General features: G+C 64.1%; 13 protein-coding genes. 2 read left to right on the forward strand and 11 right to left on the reverse strand.

The window, feature by feature from the left end; all coding sequences use genetic code 11:
* Positions 1–42: 42 nt before the first annotated feature.
* From sufU to QRN45_RS15990, 3 genes are all read right to left on the reverse strand, one after another.
* Positions 43–558, reverse strand: a complete 516-nt coding sequence (gene sufU / locus QRN45_RS15980; RefSeq protein ID WP_241707966.1) for a Fe-S cluster assembly sulfur transfer protein SufU — start codon at positions 556–558, stop codon at positions 43–45.
* Positions 555–1,889, reverse strand: a complete 1,335-nt coding sequence (locus QRN45_RS15985; protein ID WP_241707967.1) for a SufS family cysteine desulfurase — start codon at positions 1,887–1,889, stop codon at positions 555–557. The genes sufU and QRN45_RS15985 overlap by 4 nt, the downstream gene beginning before the upstream one ends.
* Positions 1,890–2,027: 138 nt before the next feature.
* On the reverse strand, positions 2,028–4,682 hold the full coding sequence (locus QRN45_RS15990) for a LuxR C-terminal-related transcriptional regulator (protein WP_284763964.1): 2,655 nt from the start codon (positions 4,680–4,682) through the stop codon (positions 2,028–2,030).
* A gap of 457 nt (positions 4,683–5,139) precedes the next feature.
* Between QRN45_RS15990 and QRN45_RS15995 the strand changes: the two genes are divergently transcribed.
* Complete coding sequence (locus QRN45_RS15995; RefSeq protein ID WP_284763966.1) at positions 5,140–6,330, forward strand: hypothetical protein; 1,191 nt, start codon at positions 5,140–5,142, stop codon at positions 6,328–6,330.
* 137 nt (positions 6,331–6,467) lie between these two features.
* Here QRN45_RS15995 and QRN45_RS16000 read toward each other — a convergent pair whose 3' ends face one another.
* Both QRN45_RS16000 and QRN45_RS16005 read right to left on the reverse strand, forming a co-directional pair.
* Positions 6,468–7,847, reverse strand: a complete 1,380-nt coding sequence (locus tag QRN45_RS16000) for a glycosyltransferase family 2 protein (protein ID WP_078105889.1) — start codon at positions 7,845–7,847, stop codon at positions 6,468–6,470.
* Positions 7,844–9,235 (reverse strand): polysaccharide deacetylase family protein, encoded by a 1,392-nt coding sequence (locus QRN45_RS16005; protein ID WP_284763971.1) that lies wholly within the window; start codon positions 9,233–9,235, stop codon positions 7,844–7,846. The genes QRN45_RS16000 and QRN45_RS16005 overlap by 4 nt, the downstream gene beginning before the upstream one ends.
* A gap of 538 nt (positions 9,236–9,773) precedes the next feature.
* On the opposite strand from QRN45_RS16005, the gene QRN45_RS16010 reads away from it, so the two are divergent.
* Positions 9,774–10,937 carry a chitinase gene (locus QRN45_RS16010; protein WP_241707972.1) on the forward strand — a complete coding sequence of 388 codons (1,164 nt, stop codon included), beginning with the start codon at positions 9,774–9,776 and terminating at the stop codon, positions 10,935–10,937.
* A gap of 228 nt (positions 10,938–11,165) precedes the next feature.
* On the opposite strand, the gene QRN45_RS16015 is transcribed toward QRN45_RS16010, so the two are convergent.
* The 6 genes from QRN45_RS16015 to QRN45_RS16040 form a co-directional block, all read right to left on the reverse strand.
* Positions 11,166–11,609 (reverse strand): hypothetical protein, encoded by a 444-nt coding sequence (locus QRN45_RS16015; protein ID WP_241707973.1) that lies wholly within the window; start codon positions 11,607–11,609, stop codon positions 11,166–11,168.
* Positions 11,610–12,058: 449 nt separating this feature from the next.
* The gene (locus QRN45_RS16020; protein WP_264637581.1) at positions 12,059–13,906 is read right to left on the reverse strand and encodes an S-layer homology domain-containing protein; all 1,848 of its coding nucleotides are present in this window, start codon (positions 13,904–13,906) and stop codon (positions 12,059–12,061) included.
* Positions 13,907–14,102: 196 nt separating this feature from the next.
* Positions 14,103–15,107 carry a dTDP-glucose 4,6-dehydratase gene (locus QRN45_RS16025; RefSeq protein ID WP_078105892.1) on the reverse strand — a complete coding sequence of 335 codons (1,005 nt, stop codon included), beginning with the start codon at positions 15,105–15,107 and terminating at the stop codon, positions 14,103–14,105.
* A gap of 32 nt (positions 15,108–15,139) precedes the next feature.
* Positions 15,140–16,522, reverse strand: coding sequence for a nucleotide sugar dehydrogenase (locus tag QRN45_RS16030; RefSeq protein WP_241707975.1), 1,383 nt, complete (start codon positions 16,520–16,522; stop codon positions 15,140–15,142).
* Between the two features lie 482 nt (positions 16,523–17,004).
* Positions 17,005–19,686 carry a helix-turn-helix transcriptional regulator gene (locus QRN45_RS16035; RefSeq protein ID WP_284763976.1) on the reverse strand — a complete coding sequence of 894 codons (2,682 nt, stop codon included), beginning with the start codon at positions 19,684–19,686 and terminating at the stop codon, positions 17,005–17,007.
* On the reverse strand, positions 19,683–22,469 hold the full coding sequence (locus QRN45_RS16040) for a helix-turn-helix transcriptional regulator (RefSeq protein ID WP_284763977.1): 2,787 nt from the start codon (positions 22,467–22,469) through the stop codon (positions 19,683–19,685). The genes QRN45_RS16035 and QRN45_RS16040 overlap by 4 nt, the downstream gene beginning before the upstream one ends.
* Positions 22,470–22,618 lie beyond the last annotated feature (149 nt).

A 22,618-nucleotide genomic window follows, 5' to 3' on the forward strand; every position in this document is an offset into this window, starting at 1 on the left:
CGCGACATAGAGTGGACGCTACTCGACCTTCGGCTCCGCGCATTAGAGAGGCCGGGATACCCCTTGGCTCGCCTCGGCCTGGCGCAGTGCGTCCTCCGCGGCAACCCATGCGAGCATGGCGCACTTGACGCGGGCAGGATATTTGGCCACCCCGGCCAGGGCAGCAGCATCCTGGAGCAATTCCTCATCAGCTTCCAGCTTGCCGCGCGAACGCATCAATTCCCTGAAGTGATCGATCGTGTGTCGAAGGGACACCGGGGACATGCCCGGTGCCATTTCACTGAGTATGGACGCGGACGCCATCGAAATGGCACAACCGTCGCCGTCCCAGTGGATTTCGGTAACGGTTTGTCCATCCCCGTCGGCGCCGAGGCTGAGCCGGAGGGTGATTTCGTCCCCGCACACGGGATTGAGCTGGTGGCTCTGTCCCGTCCCAGCCTGTCCCGCGTCCCCGCGTCCCGCGTCCGCTGCGGCCGGAAGCTTGGCAAGGTCTCCCCCGCTGCGGGCCTTGGAGTGCTCCAGGATCAGCTGCTGGTACAGGGAGTCCAGGCCGCTCATGATGCGGCTCCGGCCGCGGTTACCCCAAAGTAGGGCCTGACCTGGGCAACGGCCTCAACGAGCATGTCGACTTCTTCGGAGGTGGTGTACAGGTAGGTACTGGCCCTCGTGGTAGCGCTCAGGCCAAGCCTGCGGTGCAGGGGCTGGGCGCAATGGTGGCCCACCCGGACAGCGATGCCCAGGTTGTCGAGGTACTGCCCGACGTCGTGGGCGTGCACTCCGGCGACATCGAAGGCGGCAAGTCCGGTCCGTTCTTCCCCCGGCCCGGGTCCGAGCACCCGCACGCCGTCGATGGCGCTGAGGCCCGTGACAAGCTTTTGGCCGAGCTCCGCCTCGCGAAGGGCAATCCGGTGCATTCCCGTTTCACTGAGGTAGTTTGCGGCGGCGGCGAGGGCCACGGCCTGCGAAATAGGCTGGGTTCCGGCCTCGAAGCGCTGCGGGGCCGGCAGGTACCGGGCTTCTTCCATGGTCACCGTGGTGATCATGGAACCGCCGGTCAGGAACGGCGGCATGGCATTGAGCAATTCGCTGCGCCCGTAGACCGCGCCGATCCCCGTGGGCCCCAGCATTTTGTGGCCGGAGAAGACGGCGAAGTCCACGTCCAGGGCCTTGAAGTCCAAGGGCAGGTGCGGCGCGGACTGGCAGGCGTCGAGGACCACCAAGGCGCCTACCTCGCGTGCCATGCGGACCAGCACGTCCACGGGGTTGATGTTGCCGAGCACGTTCGAAGTGTGGGTGAAGGCCAGGATCCTGGTGCGCGCGGTGATGAGGCGTGCCGCTTCCTCAAGGCGCAGCGCACCGGCGTCGTCAATGGGGATGTACTTGAGTGTCGCCCCGGTCCGCCGGCACAGCTCCTGCCAGGGGATCAGGTTGGCGTGGTGTTCCATTTCGGTGACAAGCACTTCGTCACCCGGCTTCAGGGCGAAACGCCCGGTGCCGCCTGCGGCCCTGTCCACGCTGGCGTTCGACAACGAATAGGCCAAGAGGTTCAGGCCAGCGGTGGCGTTGGCGGTCCAGATCAGCTCATCGTCCTGCACGCCCACGAAACGAGCCACGGTGGCACGCGCATCCTCGAAGGCGTCCGTCGCCTCCACTGCAAGGTGGTGCGCGCCGCGATGGACGGCGGAGTTCCGCTGCTCATAGAATTCCTGCTCGGCCTCAAGCACGCTCCGGGGGTTCTGCGAGGTGGCTCCGGAATCGAGGTAGACCAGCGGTTTGCCATTGATTTCCTGCTCAAGGACGGGGAAGTCGTTGCGGATGCGACGGACTTCATCGTCATCGAGTGCGGAAACCTGGGCATCTCCCCACGCGGGGGTGGAAACCATTGTCAAAACCGGTGCTCCTTGTCAGGACTACGTTTTGTTGGGACTACGTGGCAGTCACGAGCGGCTGACCGCCAGGGGTGGCGGCGTCACCTTGTAATTGTCCCACCAATCGGCTTCGCTGCCTTCATCCCGGGAGCACCGGCCCTACTCCTCCGGCTTCGCCAACTCGTCCCACAGTTCGGAAAGCTTCTGCCTGCGCGAAACTCCGAGCTTGCCGTAAACCCGCTGCAGATGGGCGTTGACCGTGTTCACGGCGATCCCCAATCGGGCAGCGACTTCCGCACTGCTCAGCCCGGAGGCCACCAACGCAGTCACTTCGCGTTCACGCTGGGAAAGCTTCACGACGCCGGGAAGAACCGAGGATCCGGCCTCCGGGCCCGCCTGGTGGGGCTCGTCAAAAACGAAAGCCTCCTCATGGTCGGTCGCTTGCTGGGCTTCTCCCATGCTTACCTGTCCTGTTCCCATTTCCTGTCCCGCTTCCTGTCCGGACGGCATGCCGGACTCCACACTCCACACCAGCTCGGACACTCCCGCCCCCAGCTGCCGGTATCCCCGGCTGCCGGTGCGGGCGGCCAGGCCGAGATTCAACATTTCAAGCGCCCGGTGTCCCTTCTTGGCCGCGGAACCGGCAAGTTGGAGCAGCTTCCGGTGCGAGTGTTCCGTACCAACCAGCACTGACCGTGCGGCGGACGAATAGCTTTCGGCGAGCTGCGAAGCAAGATAGTTGCCGCCACTGGCCCGCGAATCGTAGGCCGCCAGGGCGCGACGCACCTGGTTGACATCGCCCAGCAACCACGCAGCCGCGGCAAGTCCTCCGAGGGCCGGTGGCAGGAGTCCGTCAGGGTCGGCTTCATCTAGGCGTGCCTTGGCCTGGCGGAACTGTTCGCACGCCAGCTCCAGGCTCCCCTGCCGGGCAAGGACGAGTGCCCTGTAGAGATGCGCAGACCCGCCGAAGTAGCTCATCCGGTTGCTGTAGCTGGAACTGCCGGCGCAGAACATTTCGGGGCCGCCCCATTGCCCGCGCCAGATCAGATTGGACCCGTGGATGGTCAGCACGGTCGAGTGGAAGTCCACGGGGCACCGCGGCAACCGCCCGAGGGACTCGAGGGCCAGCGTCGAGAGCGCGACGGCGTCCGCGAACCGGCCGCTGACGGCCAGCCCTTGCGAGACGAGCGCCATCAACAGCACGCCGGCCTGGGTCGGCGGCGGTGGATGGCCCTCCGTACGCAATCCAGGGTCGACCAACTGGCTGTGGCAAAGCCTTTGGAACAGCTCGCCATTGCCTGAAGGCCAGCTGCCGTTCTGGGCGTCCAGATACAGCTGGAGGACGTCCAGTTCGTCCCGGACGGCCGCATAGTCCGCATGGGCCGGCTCGCCCTTCTGGAGGCCGACGGCGGCAGCCTCCAGCCGCCGTCGGGCATCCTGGAGGACCGCCTGCAGCACGTTGGCCCCGGGCGACGTCGGCAAGAGCGCATGCAGGAGAAGCCACACCGCGTGGGCGAAATCCACAGTCAGGACGCCGGGGGTGTTTGCCACCAAGCCCTTGAGGATTGTCACGGCTCCGGGGAAATCCCTGGTCTGGTAGAGCGCCCTTGCCAGTTCCACACCTGCAAGCAGAGCGAGCTCGGGCGCCTTCACGGCCTCGGCGGCCCGCCGCGCCCTTCGGTTGTCGTGAATGTCGTTTGCGGCGATGGCCACCGCCAGAAGATCGGCATCGGGGACCGGCATGCCACTTGCCTGTTCGAGATCCACGCGACGGAACAACGCCCAGATCGAGTCCTCGGCGGCGGGTGCGGACGCTGCGTAGATGCTCCGGTGAAGTTCGAGGATCCGCGCGGATCCCAGCTGTTGCCGGGCCAGTCTCCCCTCGATGGCGTGGCTGAGCGTCGCGGTCTCCTGGCTGTCTTTTTGGATACGGATCGTTCCGTCGGCACGCAGCGCGTCGATCGCGCGCTTTTGGACAAGTTGCTCAAGGACCGCCAGCGGTATCGGCTCTCCCACGGCGAGAAGGTCCACTACCTGCCTCTGTGGCACGGAATAGCCCTCAAGGCGGTGGCGGGTCAGTTCGAGCGCCTGCGAACCGTCCAGGCGTATCGGTCCGGACAACATCAAGGAATCGGCCTGCTCCACGATCTCGCCGCGAGCTGCGGCTTCGTCCAAAAGCAATTTCGCGGTCTGCAGGTTGCCGCCGGTGAGGGCATGGATGTCCCGGACGAGGCTGCGGGCGGCGTGGCCGCCGAGGCGGTCATCGAGGAATTCGCGAAGTTGCTCCTCTGTGAGATCGTCCAGCGTCACAACCGCCAGCTGCCGCGAAACCACGGACTCCATGAGTTCCATCCTCAGGGGCCGGTCCGAGCGGTGGGTGGCAATCAGGCGGATGTCCGGTTCGACAAGCAGTTGGCTCAAGAGCCAAAGGGACATGTCATCCAGGAAATCGAGGTTGTCCAGCACCAGCAAGGCAGGGGATCCGGAGGTCGCAGCGCCACGCACGGCCTTCCGGCAGGCCGCCACGATGGAACCGGGCCACACTTTGGCCCTGGCCGGCAGGTCCGGAACAAGCGCCATGGCGATTCCGAAAGGAATATCCGCGAAAGACTCCGAGACGTTGTGGGCGATCACGCTGAAGGATCCGCCCAGCACTGAGGCCGCCGCGTCCAAGAGGGTGGTCATTCCTGAGCCGCCCGGTCCCGAGATGATCATCCCGGCCGGTTCCGGCCCTGACAAGGCAACGACAATCTCTTGGAGCTCGGCTGCCCGAATGATCGGGGGCGAGGTGTGGGTCCCTTCGGTATCGTCCATGGTCCTGTCTCATCTTCGGGCCGCCGGACACACGTTCCTGACGGCTGTGGCACGGACCGGTGTCATTTCCACACGTTACCTCCGGGTTTCAGTCCTGGATTGAGTGGTAACTACTTGGTTTTCCGGGGTTACTTGCATGAAATATTCCCGCTCCACGCGGCCCTCGACGACGGCTGCGAGGCCGCTAAACAGAGCCTCCGCGCGGCCTGCCACGGAGCCTCCCGGCGAGCGCCGGCGGAGCCTCCCGGCAGGGTGCCGAAGGAGCCTCCCGGCAGGGTGCCGAAGGAGCCTCCCGGCAGGGTGCCGAAGCATCGTTTCCAGCCCGTGTCTTCCCCCGGATGTGCATCCGCTGTTATCGCCCTGTGATCTGACTGTGTAAGCTGGTGCCGCAAGAGTAAGTTCCGGCTGGCTACTTCTGGGGAGTTGAAGCGCAGCCGATTCCCGTAACAACTCTGTCGTGACACACCATTTGGCCGTGTACGACGCTGCGGCATTTTCGCCTGCAGATCGCCTTATCCATGCCCAGGTCTCGTATGTCTATGTCCCCAACAGATATGTCACCCAAAATATGAAACACCTGATCACAGCACTTGTCGCCGTGGCGCTCCTTGCCTTCGGCGGGTTCGCCACCATCTCCGCTGTCCAGTCCTCGCACAAATCCGCCTACCAGGCCGGAGACCGCTCTTCGAGCACGAGCACGCGGGCAACCCCCGCACCTTCCGCCACCTCCACCCCCAAGGCCACTCCGGCGCCGACGCCGACGCCGACGCCCAGCAATGTTCCGGCCTCGACGCCGTCGAGCAAGCCCGCCCCGGCGACGCCCGCGCCGGCCACCACAGCCGCGAGCGCGCCCGCCCCGACGGCGGCGCCGCTGCCCGTCACCGGGACCTACCCGCTGCACACCAACATCGTGAGCACCACCTTCTGGGTGGGCGAGATCTTCAATGCCAGCCTTTCGGACGGCTCCCAGGTGTGCTCCACCTACAACGGCCAGTGGGCTTTGCAGCACACCGGCGTCAACATGGGAACCACTCCTTCCAGCGCGAGCGGTTGCCCCGGCAGCACGTACGGCGGTTGTGACGGAGTCAGCTCCGGCACCGGCACGAACTTCACCTGCGCCACGGAACAACGCGTGGCCAGCAATGGATACTTCCCGCTGCACCAGCCCAAGCCTTTGCAGAACCCGTTCTACCTGGATCTGCCATACGACGACGTCAATGACAGCGTCGCGTTCGCCCAGCGTTGCAATGTGATTCCCTGGGCCGCCGCGGACAACGCCAAAACAGGCGTCAACCACTGCGCGGACTCGAGCTACAGCTACATGAAGAACGCTTGGGTCCAGATCACCGGCCCCAATGGCGGCGTGTGCTACGGACAAGTTGAAGATGCCGGTCCCTCCAGCGGCTCCCTGTACCACGATTCCGCCTACGTATTCGGCGCGAACAACGCCCGTCCGGCCAACAAGTCCTTCTCCGGCGACCCGAGCCAGGGTGCGGGCATGGATGTGTCTCCTGCCCTGAACGGTTGCCTGGGCTTCGCTGAGCTGAACGGCGACAATGACCACGTCTCGTGGCGCTTCGTTGACCGCGCCAGTGTCCCGGCTGGTCCGTGGCTCAATGTTGTCACCACGTCCGGAGTCACCAACTAGCGCAACACGCGTTCCCGGGGCCCTTACGGTCGGCAAGACACTGCGGACTCCGGAAATGTCAGACGCCCATGCCGCAAAGCCGCAAAGGCTGTGTGGCATGGGCGTCCGCGTGTCCGCTCACTGGGCGCGGCAGCGTCTTAGCCGGTCCGCACGACGGAAGGCCCCGGCGTCGCGATCTCCTGGGATTGGCGTTGGATTCTCCGGACCGGGCTGACCCAGACTCCCGATGAACTCGACGAGTACGCCCTGGGCAAGACCTGGAGGCAGATCACTGCGTCCAGGATCCGCATCAGCGGAAACAAGGGAGCCATCAACAAAAAGCGCGGGTTGCGCATCGAAACTGCGGCAAGGACCGTCAGGAAAAGGTCAGGCAGGAAGACGCCGATCAGGACGTCCTGGGGCCGCAGGACACCCGACAGGAAGACAAAGACGTCCGATCTATTTCCAAAGATCCACACCTCGATGGCCGCGAGGGACGACAGCAGGAAAGCCGGCACCAGAAGCACGAAGAAGAGGCAGCTGGCCACGAGCTCAACAATGTACAGCCCGAGCACAAACCAGAATCTGCTGAATTGCAGGCCGTGCCGGCGGACGGTCTGCCAGAAGCCGAGGATCCATCGACGCACTTGCTTGATGTAGTCCTTCAGGTTGTCCGGATCCTGGGTGTACGCAACGGCGGCAGAGGGATGGAATGCAATCCGTCCCAGTTTTTTTGCATGGATCTCAAACGTCATGTTGAAGTCTTCGATCACCAGTCCGGGCGCCAGGACCTCGATTTTCGCGAGCGCACTGGTTCTGTACATGCTGGCGAATCCAGGCACGATGGAGACGACATTGGCTCCGCGGGCTGCCTGCCCGTATTTGAGCAGCAATTGGACCACGATGTACAAGCGCTCCCGGTAGGCCACCAGGAAGCGGCCGATCGCCGTCGGAGGCGCCGGGCTCATGATCGACTTGGCGCGTCCCGCGACGGCAACCACGGTGGGATCATCAAACAGCGGGAGCCCTGTTTCGAGGTAATCCGGCGTCGGGCGGGTGTCCGCGTCCAGGAGCATGACCACCTTGAACCGCTTGCAGAGATCGAAATGGGCGATGCCCGCTGCGAGCGCGCCAGCCTTGCCACGGTTCGGTTCAAGGTCCAGGACCTTCACCCCGGCGGCCCGGGCAATGGCCGCGGTGTCGTCAGTGGACATGTCCGAAACGACGTGGATGTTGCGTCGGGGAACCAGCGCGGACGCGGCGAGGATTGTGTCCTTGATGACCAAGGCCTCGTTGTGGGCGGCCACGAGGACCGCGACATTCGACGGGGAGATACGCACTCCCTTCGAACGATGGCGGGCCCGTTGACGTCGAGGGATCGGCGCCTTGCGGCCGCGCAGCATGGCGATCCACCCGAGGATCCGGTAAGTCAAGCCCCGGGCACGCCACGACTCCTCACCCGCCAAACGGATCAGACCGGCAAGCGACCAAAAGATCGTGCTTACCCCCAGAACCAAAAAGATCGAAAGAACTATCACGGCGACGGAGCTCCAACTGTGTCGTACATTTCGTAGTCATCGGTAGCAAGCTGGCCATCACTGAAGAGGTTCATTCCAAAGCTGATGGCCTCGGCTCCTGCCGGCACGGGCGGCGTTTCCCAGACCGCCTGCTCGTAACTGGTGTTGGCCGCGAACCACGGACTGGCTGTCCAATAGGTCCACGTGCCCAGCTTGTTGCGGTAATACACTTCAAATTGGGTCTTCGCGGTGGACTGGTACCAAGCCCTCAGCGAATAGCTGTGGCCAGTGCTCACGCTCGGAGCGCAGGCGCCGAGGTCGAGGACGGGAAGCAGTTTGGCGTCACCGGAGGAGTATTCGGTCACGTCCAGGCGTCGGGCCACCGCGCCGGTGTGTCCCGGGGTCAAAGTGCTCAGGACCACGGCGTTCCTGCCGTAGGACGACACCTGCCAGCATTGCGGCAAGCCATACTTTCCAGCGATCTCCAGCCCCGGATTCCGAATGGCGTTCTGTCCTGGTGCTGCCGGCGCGGCCACGGGACCGTTCACCACCGGTTTCGCCACGCCGCCGATCACGTCATGTATCGTGCGCACGGCCATGGTCCCTTGTTGGGTCTTGGCCGCCAGCCATGTGGCGAACTGCTCGAACAAAGCCGGGCTGATGGAGCGGGGACTGCCGCTGTTATCGATGTCGTAGAAGGTGAGCTGCAACCAGCCTCCGGCCTTTTCGGCCTGCGCCACGGTCGCCTCAAGGTCTGCCAGCGTCCAGTTGCTGCCGACCTCCGATGTTGCCCGTGTCCGGAAGGGGTCGGCGGGGCGGACGGTTTCTGCTGCCGCGCAACCCACGCAGTCAACGGGGGTGGTGATCTCGCCGAGGCCCCGCGCGCTGTTGTAGCCGCATGCGGCCACCAATTCCTCCGACTTCGGCGTCGACGCCGCAAACGGATAGGCAAAGGAAGTGACCTTGAAGCCCCAGTCGGTAAGGTTCGCCCGATCGTTGCAGATCTGCCTCGACGCTTCGTCCGGTTCCACCGACGTCACATCGGCAAGGGTGACGGTATGGCCGCCGATTTCATTCTGGTCCGCGGCCAGGGTGTGGAGATTGTCTACCGTCATGTAGTCGGGTGCGCCGACAAAGCCCGAATCGATGAAGAAGGTTCCCCGGAGGCCGTGCTCCTTCAGGATCTTGGCCGCATCCATCTGGCTTGCCCGGCCCGCATCGAACGTCAAGCTGACGGACGAGAGCGGGTCGGCAGAAGGTGTGGGGCTGCTGTTCGCGGAGCCGCCGGCAGGAACTTGGTTTCCGTTGATCAGCGAGGTGGCGCCCGTCAGCAGGAGCAGTACCGACACCCAGGAGACAGCCCATAAGCCCGCCCGTTTCCTCGACGTGCGAACCGGGCCGGATGCCATGCCCTTCCCCCGGGCACTCATCGCCAACCCGCGCTGCCGGTTTTCCTGAAGGGGCCGGTGGCGACTGGGGGAAGCCTCGGTCTCAAAGGCTTATTCACCACCGGCCCCCGTTCAGGGGCCCTCTCTGCGAGGGCGCACTGCCGTCGGGCAGCTCCATCAATTGGCGCTGGGTCCATGGGAGGATCCGTGATGGTTCCCCCAAAAACAGGCTCGAACTCCAGGCAAACGCCTTCTCGGATTAATCCGCCGTGTCCTGATGCCGCTCGGACCAGAGCGTCCGTTTCCATTGTGAGACCTGTCTTTCCCCCGTTGCCCTCAACCAACTGACAGCATCAGCCTATGAATCAGGGCGACGGCGGACACGAGTAGCCTCTACCCGTCTTTACACTCAACCTTGACGTCCGGACAACGCCACTACTCGTCCGCTACGCGCCGAAACCCACGGGGACAAAAGCCGGGTGGGAGCAGGGGCGAATCCGATCTGTTCGTGGTCAAATGGTGCAATCAGGGCAGTCGGGGTTAAGGATGGCGGGAGAGCGTGTCCAGGAAACAGGCAAGCGGCACGCGTGTTGCGGCCGGGGCGCGCGCCCGGCGGGCGGTTCGTGGCTTGCCCACCCCGGCCAATGGACCCCGCCGCCGGCTGTCGGCTTTCGCCCGGGCCTGCATTGCCGCGGTCCTTGTGGTGGTGGGGATGGGAGGCATCCTCGTGTGGCGGTTTACGACCGACGCAAACGGCTCCCTCGAGCCCCCGTGGTTTTCCGGCTACGTCGACGTCACCGTCGTCCCCCAGTACCCCTTCGAGACACCCGCGGGCGAGGGCACCAAGAATGTCACCCTGGCGTTTGTGGTGGCATTGTCTGGACAGGCGTGCACACCGAGTTGGGGTAGCACCTACAGCCTCGATGCGGCGAAGACCTCGCTCAAGCTCGAGGACCGGATCGCCAAGCTGCGGTCGAATGGCGGCGCCTTCGCCGTGTCCTTTGGCGGCTCAGTGAACAGCGAGCTCGCCAACTCCTGCCAGAACGCAGCAGATTTGGAAAGGGCCTACCGGGCCGTCCTGGAGCGCTACAACCCCGCAACCATCGACTTCGACATCGAGGGCGACAACCTGGCGGACAGCGCAGCATGGCAGCGCCGCGCGTCAGCGATCGCGGCCCTCCAGAAGGAGCGGATCAAGGAAGGACACGCCCTGTCAATTTGGCTGACCCTTCCGGTCACCCCGCAAGGACTGACCGACGCCGGAACCTCGGCCGTTGACCAGATGCTCGCCGCCGGGGTCCAGCTGTCCGGCGTCAACATCATGACCATGAACTACGGTTCAAGCCGGAGTCCGTCGCAAAGCATGCTCGATGCCGGAACGTCGGCGGCCCAGTCCACCCACGATCAGCTCAGCATCATCTATCAGCGCGCAGGGACGACCCTCAACAGCGAGCAGATCTGGGGAAAAATGGGATTGACCCCCATGATCGGCCGGAACGACCTCCCTGGCGAAGTGTTTGACCTCGACGCCGCCCGGGGATTGAACTCCTTCGCCATCAGCAAAGGGGTTCAAAGAGTGTCCATGTGGTCCCTCAACCGGGACATGTCGTGCCCGCAGGACATGCCGGAGGACACGGCCAGCCACGTTTGCAGCGGCGTCGATCAAGGCACCCAACGCTTCTCCGATGTGTTGGGGGCGGGATTCCGCGCCAAACTGCCGTGACCCCGCAGATCAACCGGTAGGCGGATCGACCACCCAGGCGGTAGGCCGGCAAGCCGGTCGACCAGGGATCATGCGGGGCCGGGACGTTCCACCCTGCCCTGGTTCTTGGCCTCGGCCGGCCGGGCGAGGTGCCGGCCATTGCCGTGCTGGAACAGCTTCTTGAGCCACTGCATGGATACCTCCAGTTTTCGAGGGACTGCTTTTATCGGATTGCTTGGACGGCGCGGCCTACTTCACTTGGCTTACCGTGACGATGTTGAGCCATGGTCCCGCCGGAACCTGGTCCCGCGGCACGAACTGCCAGTCGACTTTGTCCGACTCGCCATCGAGCTCGGAGAAACCGAGGCACCCGTTAAGCGCAGGTGAGACATCCATGCCGGCTCCGTTGAAGTTCTTGTTGGCCGGACGCGCATCATTCGAACCAAAAACGTAGTCCTTGTCGTGATACTGGCCCGGACCGGCATCTTCGATCTGTCCATAGCATTCGCGGTTGCCCAGCCGGATCCTGACCCATTGGTTCTTCATGTAGCTGAAGGAACGGTTCTGGGCGTTGCCCGCGAAACCAGGGTCGTTGGCCCAGGGGATGACGCTGGCCCGTTCCGCAAAAGCGACGGGATCGTTGACGTCGTCAAAAGGAAGATCGAGGTAGAACGGGTTCTGTTTCGGAGTCATGCTGGTTGGCGCATATCCTTTGGCCGGCGTTCTCGCCTCGGTCTGGCAGCCGTTCGTCACCACGCCATCACAGCCTCCGTAGCTCTGCATCCATTGGGAGTCGTAGGTCGAAACCACTTGGCTGCCGTCCGCAGCATTGGGATCAAAGATCTCGCCGACCCAAAACGTCGTGGACACAATCCCGGTGTGCCAGGGATATCGGCCGGCTGATTGGCTCGGACTCGGTGCCGGGCTTGGTCCTGTGCAGGCTGCCGTCAGCAGGGCCAGGAAAAATGCACAGCAGACGGCTGGGCGTTTCCAACGCTTGACCGTCGATTTCGCCGTATTCACCATTCACTCCCCTAGAGGCCTTTCTCGGGTGCTTCTCGCAGTGTACGTGGCCTTGGGTGGGGGTTCACCGGAAATTGCCTGGCAAATCCCCGCCCGCCGTCCCTCAGGACGAGCCGCCGTCAGCCTTTCGGGAAATCGATGTTGTAGCGATACAGGAAAGCAGCCATGGCGTCGCGGTTGATCGCCGTGGTTGGCCTGTACGTGCCATCCGGGAAGCCGGTGGTGATGCCTGTGGACGCCAACCACCGGATCTCGTTGTAGAACGGAGCGACTGCCGGTACATCGGAGAAGGTCGGTGCGTTCGCCGGCACGGCCGGACTGCCCTTGAGACGGTAGAGGAAGGCGGCCATCGCGGCCCGGCTGACGGCTTCACCAGGGTGGTAGGTTCCGTCCGGGTAGCCTTTCGTGATCCCTGTTGAAGCCAGCCACCGGATCTCGTTGTAGAACGGAGCGCCGGGAGGAACGTCGGAGAACGTGGGAGCGTTGGCCGGCACCGCAGGGCTTCCGGAGAACCGGTAAAGGAACGCGGCCATCGCATCGCGGGTGATTGACGTGAGAGGACGGTAGGTATTATCCGGCCAACCCTGCGAAATCAAATTGTTCGACAGCCAACTGATCTCGTCATAGAAGGCCGCGGTAGGAGTGACGTCCGTGAAATGCTTGATGCCTGCACTGTCATAGAGTTCGAAATCATCCGTGGTCAGCGTTCCGTTGCCGAGCAGGTTCAAGCCCAAACTGATGGCCGAGGCACCGGCGGGAAGTGCCGGCGAGGTCCAGGTGGCATGGGCCCAGGAAGTGGATGCCGGGAAATACGGGCTGGCGGTCCAATACGTCCAGGTGCCCAGCCCGGTGCGGTAATACAGTTCGAATTGGGTGGTGGTCGTCGAGGTATACCAGGCCTTCATCTCGTAGGTGTGGCCGGGGGTAGCACTCGGTGCGCACTCGCCCAGGTCGAGGGTAGGCAAGAGCTTGGCGTCCCCGCTGACATAGGCGGACATCACCAGCTGCTCGGCGTGCGTCCCGGTGGTGCCTCCATGGCCTGGAGTCGCGGTAGTGAAGGTCGCGGTGTGGCTGCCATAGCTGCCTTGGGCCCAGCACTGCGGCAGTCCAGAGGCCACCGGCCCGGCGGTTTCCATGCTGGCGTTCTTGACGAGGTTCCCCGCGGTAACGGGAGGCGGTGCGGCCGGCCCCGCGACAACCGGCTTGAACGCGCCGCCCAGTGTCTCTTGCACTGTTTGGACGGCGATCCGCCCGGCGGCCTTCTCCGCGGCCAGCCACTGTACGTACTGGGTGAAGAGCGTGGTGGATACCGTCAGCGGATCAGCGATTCCCGACGTTGGATCAATGCCGGTGCCGATGTGGTGGAACGTCACCTGGACCCAGCCGCCGCCCGGCTCGGCCTTGGTGACCAGGTTCTTCAGGTCGGCCAAGGTCCAGGTGTTGTCCACTTCGTCCGGGGCCTTCGTGTCATAGGGATCGGCGGGAGGAAGGGTCTCAGCGAATCCAAGTCCAGCGCTCCCGGGCACAACGCTTTCAAGGTCTCCGAGCCCGCGGGCGCTGTTGTATCCGCAGGCCGCAACAGTGCTCTCCACCGCCGGGGTGAGGGACGCGAAGGGGTACGCGAAGTTGGTGACGGTGAATCCCATGTTGGTGAGATTGACCCGGTCATTGCAGATCTGGCGTTTGACCTCGTCCGGACCCATCTGGGCCAGGTCCGGGTGGGTGACGGTGTGGCCGCCTATCTCGTTGCCGTCCGCCTGCAACGCCAGCGCTTCCTGCGTCGTCATGTAGTTCGGAGCGTTGAGGAAGCCGGACGGCGTAAAAAACGTCCCTTTGAGCCCGTTGCTTTTGAGGATGGCCGCGGCGGGGATCTGGTCCGCGTTGGCGTCGTCGAACGTCAGGGTGATAATGGTGTTCGGCGCCGCGTGCGCGGCCGGTATCGCTATCCCGAAAACAGACGCTGACATCAAGACGCTCAGAACGCCGGCGAGCCAACGCGGTTTTCCGGCAGGGCTCAAACGTTGGGCCCTGTGGCGAGGTTGAGACAAGGACGCCCCCCAAACACGTTGCATTTGCACTCAGCCTTTCCTTTTGTGCTGCTTCTTCAGTTGAACGACTTCAGTTGAATGACGCCGCACGGTCGGCGGCTTCATTGCCCACGCATCACGATGCGAGGGTGATCTTCCATCCCGCGGGATCCAGGACTTTTGCCGGCTTGTAGTCGGCTGCGACGTTGCGGATGATTTCATCCAAGGTGGTCTTCGGGTCGAAGCCGACAAGCCCGAGGGACTTGCTGTTGTCCGGAACCCGCCGGCGCATGTCTTCGTAGCCTTCCGAATACGCCTGCTCATAGGGCACCAAGGTGATGGCGCTGTCGCTGCCGAGGAGTTCGACTATCCTTTGGGCCAGCGTCAGGATGGAAATCTCGTAGCTGCCGCCGAGGTTGTAGGCATTTCCGTAGGCAAGCGGCTCCTCGGAAATGCGGACGATGGCCGGAACGATGTCGCCGACGTAGGAGAAGCACCTCGTCTGGTGGCCGTCTCCATAGACCGTCAGGGGCTCACCGGCGAGCGCCTGGCGGACCAGTCGTGGAACAACCATTCCGTAGCGGCCCGTCTGCCGCGGACCGACTGTGTTGAAGAGCCTCACAATGGCAACCGGCAAGCCGAATTGGCGCCAGTATGCGTGGGCGAATGCTTCGTCAATGCCTTTGGCCGCGGCGTAGGTCCACCGGGATTTGAGCGCAGACCCCAGGATGCGGTCCGCTTCCTCCGAGAGGCTGTCCGAGGTGTTCTTGCCATAGATCTCGCTTGTGGAGGCCAGCAGCAGCGAGGCACCCGATTCCAGGACCGAGTCCAGGACCACTTCGGTGCCATGGATGTTCGTGCGGAGGCTCTCCAACGGGTGGTCGACAATCAGGTTCACGCCAACCGCGGCGGCCAGGTGGAAGACCCTGTCGGAACCCGCCACGACTTTGTCCACCGCGTCGCGGTCGAGAATGGTTCCCTCGATGAAATGGAAGTTCCTGTGGCCGATGACGCCTTTGAGGTTCTCCAAGCGTCCGGTGGACAAGTTGTCCAGCACGGCGACTTCGTCCCCTGCCGCCAACAAGTGCTCAACGAGGTGGCTTCCTATGAACCCGGCACCGCCGGTTATTGCTGTTTTCATTACTCCTGCTTCCGTCGGAAAACCTGGTGGATCTAGAGTCGGGTTACGTTGTCGGCTTTGGGCAAGCGGTACGTCGTGTCCAGGACTGCGGGTGCTTCGGCCAGCCAGTCAAGTTGCATCTGGCTGTGCCTCGTGTGCAGGATCACCAGATCCGCACCCCAGTCCTCCGGCGATTGCTCGGACTCGAGTGTCCCGCCGTGACCGTCCGGAGCTGTCCGGCACCAAGGGTCGGAGAATGCCACTTCCGCACCGTCGGCGATCAGGGCGGCGATGATCTCCAACGCCGGGGATTCCCGGAGATCTTCGACGTCGGGCTTGTACGCAACCCCGAGGACCATGACGCGGGCACCGGCAACACCGTGGTTGCGGTCGGAGAGGATTCGCCGGGCCTTCTCGACCACCTGGTGCGGCCTGCCCGCAATGCCGGCCATTGCTTGTTCGATCACGGGGGCCGTCAAGCGGGCTTTGCGCAATTGCCACAGCAAGTAGTGGGGGTCGCACGGTATGCAGTGCCCGCCGACTCCGGGACCAGGGGTGAACGCCATGAATCCGTAGGGCTTGGTGGAAGCCGCATCGATGACGTCCATCACCTCCATGTTGAGTTCGTGGCAGATGTCGGCGAACTCGTTCGCCAAGGCGATGTTGACGGCCCTGAAGGTGTTTTCCACCAGCTTGGTCATTTCGGCAACGTCCGCCGACGGCACCACGTGAACCAGCTTGGTGCTGGCGCTCAGAAGCCGTTCGGCGACTTCGCCGCAGGCCGGGGTCACGCCGCCGACTACCCGCGGGACGTCTTCGTGGGAGAACGAGTCCACGCCGGGGTTGATGCGCTCGGGCGAGAAGGCCACGAACACATCACGCCCCGGAATGAGTCCCCTGGCAGCCAAGGGCAAAGCCAGAAGGTCCCGGGTGGATCCTACGTACGTTGTCGAGGTCAGCATCAGCAACTGGCCGGTGGTCGCGAAATCGACCACCGAAGCGCACGCGGACCGGAGAATGCCAAGGTCCGGAACCAAGTACTCGTCGACGGGAGTGGGAACGCAGACAACCACTGCCGCCGCGCGGGCAAGCAACGACAAGTCGCTGCTCAGCATGAAGGTCGGGTCCAGCAACGCGTTCCTGAGCCGCTCCTTGTCCGAGTCCAGGAGATCTGCCCGTTGCTCGCGGATCACGGCCAGGCGGGCGTCGGACACGTCGAGGCCAAGAACACGCCGGCCCGAGGCGTTGATCGCCAGTGCGGTGGGCAGGCCGACGTAGCCCATGCCCACGATCGCCACGTCGAAAGTAAAAGCCTGGTCCTGCGTGGTTGCCCGTGTTCCTGCGCCCTCCGGCCATGCCGGCGCCTGTGTGTGCAAGGACTGCGAGCTCCCGCTGGGCTCTGCCTTGAGGGTCTTTACCTTCGTGTTCGGTGCCATGGTCAGTCGACCTCCCGGTGCCTGTTGTCTCCAGTGTGAAAGAAAGCCGGCGACGAAACGGGACGTGCCCTGGTCTCAGAGGGCACATGACCGCCCGCCGCCGGCTCGATTGTGGGGGTACCCGCCGAATGCGTGCGCCCGGTTGCATTGGAGTTGATTTCTCGCTGGATTACCGGGTGGTTTTCCTGTAGCAAAGAATTCTTCCTGCGTTTCATCTCGAGACCCACTTATCCCCAATTGAGTGGCGGTTGCCATCAGGAAAAGCGTATTAACGAACCCCTAGGGCGGGCGCGAGTGGGCTCTACCCGTCTTTGGATGCGCGGTCCCTTCCGAGGCCATTGACTACCCGTCCGAGCGCTTTTAACCACTCGATTCAGTACTCGCTTTTGGGCCTCGGGCCCTTTACCGCAGCGGACGACGGCGGAAGGAGACTTCGGGGAAGCGCTCACCCATCGCCGGGGCCAGGACAGTTGCGTCCGCGGCTAGCCCTGGCCCTGCGTGCCGTGGGCGCCGTTCATCAAGTCTTCCCGGTGGCTGATGCCCAGCTTGGCGAACATTCGATACAGGTGACCCTCAACGGTGCGCAATGACAGGCCCAAGCTCAGCGCAATGTCCTTGTTGCTCGATCCCGACTGCACCAGCGTTGCGATTTCCTGTTCGCGCCGGGTCAGTTTCTGGAGATCCGGGGAGCCCCCGTCAACGGCCGGACCGGCCTTGTCGAGGGCGGCCGTGCGGCGCTTGAGGAGCCGCTGGCCCTCGAGCTGGCGTGCCTTGTCGCCCCTGCTTTCAAGGATGCGCAGGGCGTGGCTGGCGCAGTCGGCTGCGGCGAGCTCCAAGCCGTCCCTGGCTGCCGAGTCGCTCAGCTCAATCAGGCGGTCCGCGTCCTTGTGCGCGAGGGCAAGCCCGACGCTCAGGGCAAACTCCGCAGTGCGGCCTTCGCTGCCTTCCGCTACGGCCGTCAGCCGGCGTGCCACACCAGGGTCTCCGAGCCGAAGGACCAACATGAGGATGTCGATCTCAGCGCCGATCGCTCCGTCCGCAGCCGCGGAATCCGCAAGGGCCATCAGTCTCGCGATCGCCGTTTGCGTTCCGGTATGTTCGGCCCGCGCTACGGCCGCATGGCCTTGCGCCAGGAGCGACGGATGCACGCCTTCCCGGACCAACGCGTCGTATTCGCTTGAGTACGTCATCGCAGTGTCCCGGCGCTTCAGGATCGACGCCGCGTACGCGGCGGCAGCAACGGCGTCGGGCAGGTCGCTTCCCATATCGGAGACCCGCAGCATGCTGACCGCCTGCCGAAGCCTTGGCAGCGCCACCCCCAGGTCTCCCCGGCGCAGGTCAACCATTCCTGCAGCCAGATGGAACATCCCGCCTGAATAGATCAGGGAGTTCGGTGCTTGGGAAACGTGGTTCTTGAGAAAGGTTTCAAGAGCGCCGAACTCACCGGCCTGTTGCAGGGCAAGGATGTAGCGGCGCATCACCATCCCCGCGTACTGGAGGCTCCAGTCGCCGCTGGTGGCAACCATCTCCTGTATCTCCATCAGAATCTGGATGGCCGAAACCGGCCGTCCCGTGACCGCCATGGCCTCTGCGAGGAGGGTACCCGACACGAGGCGGGACTCGTCGTCGTCCGCTTCTTTCCAGATCTGGCGGAGCTCACGCTCCGTCTCGATGTAGTGGCCTTCGGCTTGGAGGCCTTCCAAGGAGAGGAGCCGGCTTCCCAGCTTCCCGCGTTCCAGGTCATCAGGGTCGATGCCTTGACGGGATTCGGCGAGCCGGGCCAGGGCTGCCTCCCATTCGTATGCTGCCTGTTTGATGGCGTTCGGCCCGACGCCTTGACGTCCGGCAAGCTGGGCCGCCAACATCGATGCCTGACGGACCGTCCGCGGGTCATTTGTCCTGTCCACCACTCCGGCGAGCGAGGACACCGATCCCCTGATGTCGCCCCGGTACCATTTGGCGCGTGCCACCTCCACCTGGGCTGCCAGCCGCAGGGAAGGATCCTTGATTGCGCCGGCTACCCGTTCCACGTAGCTGGGGATGAACAAGCGGTTGGCCAGCTGGGCTGCTTCCAGGATGTCGGAGTCCGGGACCTCGGTGCCCGATTCCAATCCCCAGGAGACATAGCGCAGCAGTCCGTCCATGGTCTGCGGTTTGGCATCCATGAGGTCCACGATGCGCCGCCGGATGGTCATGCTGTGGGCGGTCGGGACCAGCTGGCGGATCACTTCGCCCACCAGCGGCTGGGCCAGCCGGACATGCCGGGCGGGGTCTGATGCGATCTCGATGAAATGCAGCTCCTGCAGTTCGTCCACAGCCGTGGAGTCGCTGGCCTGTTGCACGACGCTCAGCGGGACCGGCTCCGCGAGTGCCACCGTTTCCAGGGTTTCCCGCTGCGCGGCTCCCAGCATCAGGATCTGGTTCCGCACGAGGTCCATGAGGCGCACGCTGGTCCCCCGAAGCTCGCCCGAAAGCATCCAGGCATCGTTGCGGCACACCAACTGGCCCAGCGACTTGGCGTGCTCGATGAGTTCCAGCAGGAACATCGGGTTTCCGCCGGAGTACTTGCAGAGGACCGCGCTGGTGCCCTGCACCACTGGCGCATCCAATGCCTGGGTGCAAAGTTGGTTGACTTCCTGCTCATTGAGCGGCTGCAGGTCGAACCGGTCCACGAGCCCTTCGGACCACATCGAGAAAACCTCGGCTGGCGGGGCAGGATACGGCCGGCACAAGAACACGACTTTGGCGGCTTCCGCTGCCGCCAGCTGTGCCAGGACAGCCACGCTGCTGTCGTCGATGTGGTGCGCGTCCTCCACGATCAGGACGGCTGGTGCCGGATGCGGCTGGCCTGCCGGGTTCAATGCCGCCACCACAGCCCTGAGGACGGACAACGGTTCATTGATCTGGCCGGGGGTCAAGGCCGTCAGCAAGGGTGCCAAGGCAGCAAACGGCACCGAGGCCAGGGTGGGACCGGCAAAGACCCTGAAAGGGCGGACACGCTGCCCCAATTCATGGACCACTTCGTTAATCAGTGCAGTCTTGCCGATACCCGCGTCGCCGAAAAGCAGGACCCCGGGGCCATTGGCATCGAGAAGGCAGTCCACGACGGCTGCCATCACGCTGAATCGACCAACGAGCGCATCTGCTGCGAGAACCTCAGTCATTTCGCACCTCCTTCGACGTTGCCCAAGGCGAAGCTGAGCTCGGAGCGTTCCACGATTTTCAGCTTGCCGAAGATCTGGTAGAGGTGCCCCTCCACCGTGCGTACTGAAACATGGAGCTTCGCGGCGATGCCTTTGTTGCTCTCCCGGTTCGCCGCCAGCCGGGCGATCTCCAACTCGCGGGCAGTGAGCCTGAGTCCTTCTTGGTTGCCGCTTTGCGGTGTGCGCAAGCGCTGCCGGCACGTCTCCGCGAGCTGCCGCGCCTTCCTCAGGACCGCCTTGTCCAACTGGATGTGGTCAAGATGCAACACGGTCTCCGCGATATCGAAGGCGAACCTGTCGTTCTGCATGTCTTCGGCCAACCGCGCGGCCTCGAGAAGAAGCTCGGCACTTCCGGATATTGTGGCCCGTGCGTACGCGACGCACAGTTCGGCGAACTGTCCCTGGCACCGCAGGGCCGAGTCCAACAGCCGCGGAGCGGCTGCCACCGCGCCCAGCCGAACGGCCGAACTGAGGCAAAAGATCTCGTGACCCGGGGCACCCTCGTCCCGGTCGGCGTCGGCCAAGCGGAGGAGCTCCCCGACGGCGGCCTCCGGGCCGTCGATTCGATCCCGGGCCATAGCCGCGAGGTACCTCTTCGTCCGTTCCTTCCGCCACGTCGGCCTGCGCAGCTGGATGGATGCTTCCTTGAGGTAATGCCGGGCCTGCTCTTGCCCGCCTTGCAAGGCGGAGGCGTAGGCCGCCGCCGTGCAGGCGACATCCAGCATGCCTTCATTGTCCTGAACCCGCAGCTGGCTGATCACCGGAATAAGAGCTTCCAGGCCGTCTTGGCCACGGCCCTGGATGCACCGGAAGATCGCTTTGGGAAGATCGATGGCAGTCGGGAGGGCCTCGGCGGCGGAAACCAGGAGGTCATCCCCGGGCTGGACCATTTCCCCTTCTATGTCCCAGCGTCCGGCGAGTACGAAGGCGAACCGCAGCCGCGATGTGGCGCGTCGGGCTGCGGCGACGGATACGGACGGATCATGGCAGTCAGCCATCAGCTGTTCTGCCATGTCCGCCGCCTCGGATTGCCGTCCCGTCAGGGCCCATGCCTCGCACAGCCAGCTTCCGGCGAGGAGGCGGAACTCCGTGCCGTGCGATTCAAAGTCTTGAAGTACCTCTTCCAGTCGTGCCGCCATCTCGGCGTACGAACCCGAATAGCTGGCCGCCTGCGATTCGGCCAGGACAAGCTCCTCCCGCAGTGTGGCGAGGCCCGGGCCGTTTGCGGTTCTGGCCGCTTCGTCGTCGAGCCGTCGACGGACATGCGCCAAGGTCTCGCACGCTTGCGCCGTGGTTTCGGGGAGTGCCAGAAGAACCGAAGCCTCCGATAGCTTGAGCCGGACCCATTCGGCAAGGGGGGCTTCGTCACCGGACCCACCAACGCGAGCCCTCAGCACGTCCCGGGCCCCGGCGACGTCGCCGAGTGTCATCAACGCACGGGTTTCCTCGGCTACTGCCCCGGGCAACGAGGAGTGGCCTGGAATGCTCCGGACCAGGCGGAGGGCCAGCCGCGCATCAAGTTGCCGATTCGCCACTGCGGCAGCTTCAAGCGCTTCTTCCCTTCCCAACGTGGCTCCGCAGTCCAATGCCCACGCGGCCATGGACAGCAACATCGAGCGCTGCCCGAGGGCCGGATCCATGGACTCCAGGAGCAAGCCGCGGAGTTCGTTGCTGCGGCCGGGTGGAACATTCGCGCGGACCACGTCACCCACCAGCTGGCTCTGGAGGTGAGCCATCCTGGGCAGCGAATCGTCGACGACGAGGATGCTCCTTTTCTCAAGGGAATCCACATCATCCGCCGATGCGATGGCCAGCAGGGATTCCAGGGGGACGGCCCTGGCCAGGGAAAGGATCTCCAGGACTTTGCGCTCACCGGCCCCCATCCGCCCAAGCCGTGTGGTGATGAGATCGGTGATTGCCCTGCCGTGCAGTTCGCTCCGGGACGTCAGGACCCAGACGCCGTCGCTTTTCAGGAGCGAACCAGACTCGCCGAGCTCCGCCGCGAGCATCTTGAGGTAGTGGGGGTTGCCCCCGCTGGCCGTCCACAAGGCATGGGCGCCGGACGGCGAGACCTGGGCTCCCAGCCCGGCCTCGAGCCAGGCATGCGATTCATGGAAAGTCAGTGCTTTGAGGTCTATCCGGTGCAGGAACCCATCGCCGCAAAGCCGGGTGATCTCGCCGCAGAGCCGCTGCGGGTCGGTGCAGGTGAGGACAAGCTGGGCCGTGCCGTTCCTCGCGAGTTGGGCAACCGTCATGGCCGCCAGCTCGTCAAGCTCGGCCGCGTTTTCAATGACCAGGTATACCGGTTTTCCCTCGGCGCGCTCACGAAGCAAATTGGTGAGTGCCGACAACACCAGGACGGGATGGGCCAGGTATCCCGGGTCAAGATCGCTCAAAAGGATGTTGAGGGCGCCGTAGGGCGATCTGGCCAACGCTGCGCTGCCGCGGATGACGACGACGAATGAGCGCCCGCGTAGTTCGTTCACCGCACGAGTAGTCAAGTAGCTCTTGCCGCTCCCCGACGGGCCTGTGACGAGCACTCCACCTTTGGAGGCCGCGAGTGCCAGCGCAATGTCCTCAACATCGGCCCGGGGCCCGATCGGCGGCCAGAGGGTCGGAATGACCGGCTTGCCTTCGGCTCCGTCATGTTGGTTCGGAGCCGAGGGCGCGTCGAACGCCTGGTACCGGGACCCGCCCCCGGACCGAGGGGCATGGACCGTAGATGCACTGCCTGCTGTCAACATGAGCGAGACCCCCAGTGATCGAGTGGTGACACCCCCCAATTAACCAGCTAGCCGTCAGGCCTACACCAGTAGTGAGTACTCGACTTTCATGTCCCCGGATACTCGTATGCGGGTGTGAGTACCCCTGCCCCGGGCGGCGGGTACTCGTC

Source organism: Arthrobacter sp. efr-133-R2A-63 (genome assembly GCF_030209795.1).
Lineage (GTDB): Bacteria > Actinomycetota > Actinomycetes > Actinomycetales > Micrococcaceae > Arthrobacter > Arthrobacter bambusae_A.

Coding starts and splice junctions, on each gene's coding strand:
- QRN45_RS16015 (WP_241707973.1), bottom strand. CDS start 11,609: ATGACTCCGAAACAGAACCCGTTCTACCTCGATCTTCCTTTTGACGAC.
- QRN45_RS16040 (WP_284763977.1), bottom strand. CDS start 22,469: ATGTTGACAGCAGGCAGTGCATCTACGGTCCATGCCCCTCGGTCCGGG.
- QRN45_RS16020 (WP_264637581.1), bottom strand. CDS start 13,906: ATGTCAGCGTCTGTTTTCGGGATAGCGATACCGGCCGCGCACGCGGCG.
- QRN45_RS16005 (WP_284763971.1), bottom strand. CDS start 9,235: ATGGCATCCGGCCCGGTTCGCACGTCGAGGAAACGGGCGGGCTTATGG.
- QRN45_RS15990 (WP_284763964.1), bottom strand. CDS start 4,682: ATGGACGATACCGAAGGGACCCACACCTCGCCCCCGATCATTCGGGCA.
- QRN45_RS16030 (WP_241707975.1), bottom strand. CDS start 16,522: ATGGCACCGAACACGAAGGTAAAGACCCTCAAGGCAGAGCCCAGCGGG.
- sufU (WP_241707966.1), bottom strand. CDS start 558: ATGAGCGGCCTGGACTCCCTGTACCAGCAGCTGATCCTGGAGCACTCC.
- QRN45_RS16025 (WP_078105892.1), bottom strand. CDS start 15,107: ATGAAAACAGCAATAACCGGCGGTGCCGGGTTCATAGGAAGCCACCTC.
- QRN45_RS16035 (WP_284763976.1), bottom strand. CDS start 19,686: ATGACTGAGGTTCTCGCAGCAGATGCGCTCGTTGGTCGATTCAGCGTG.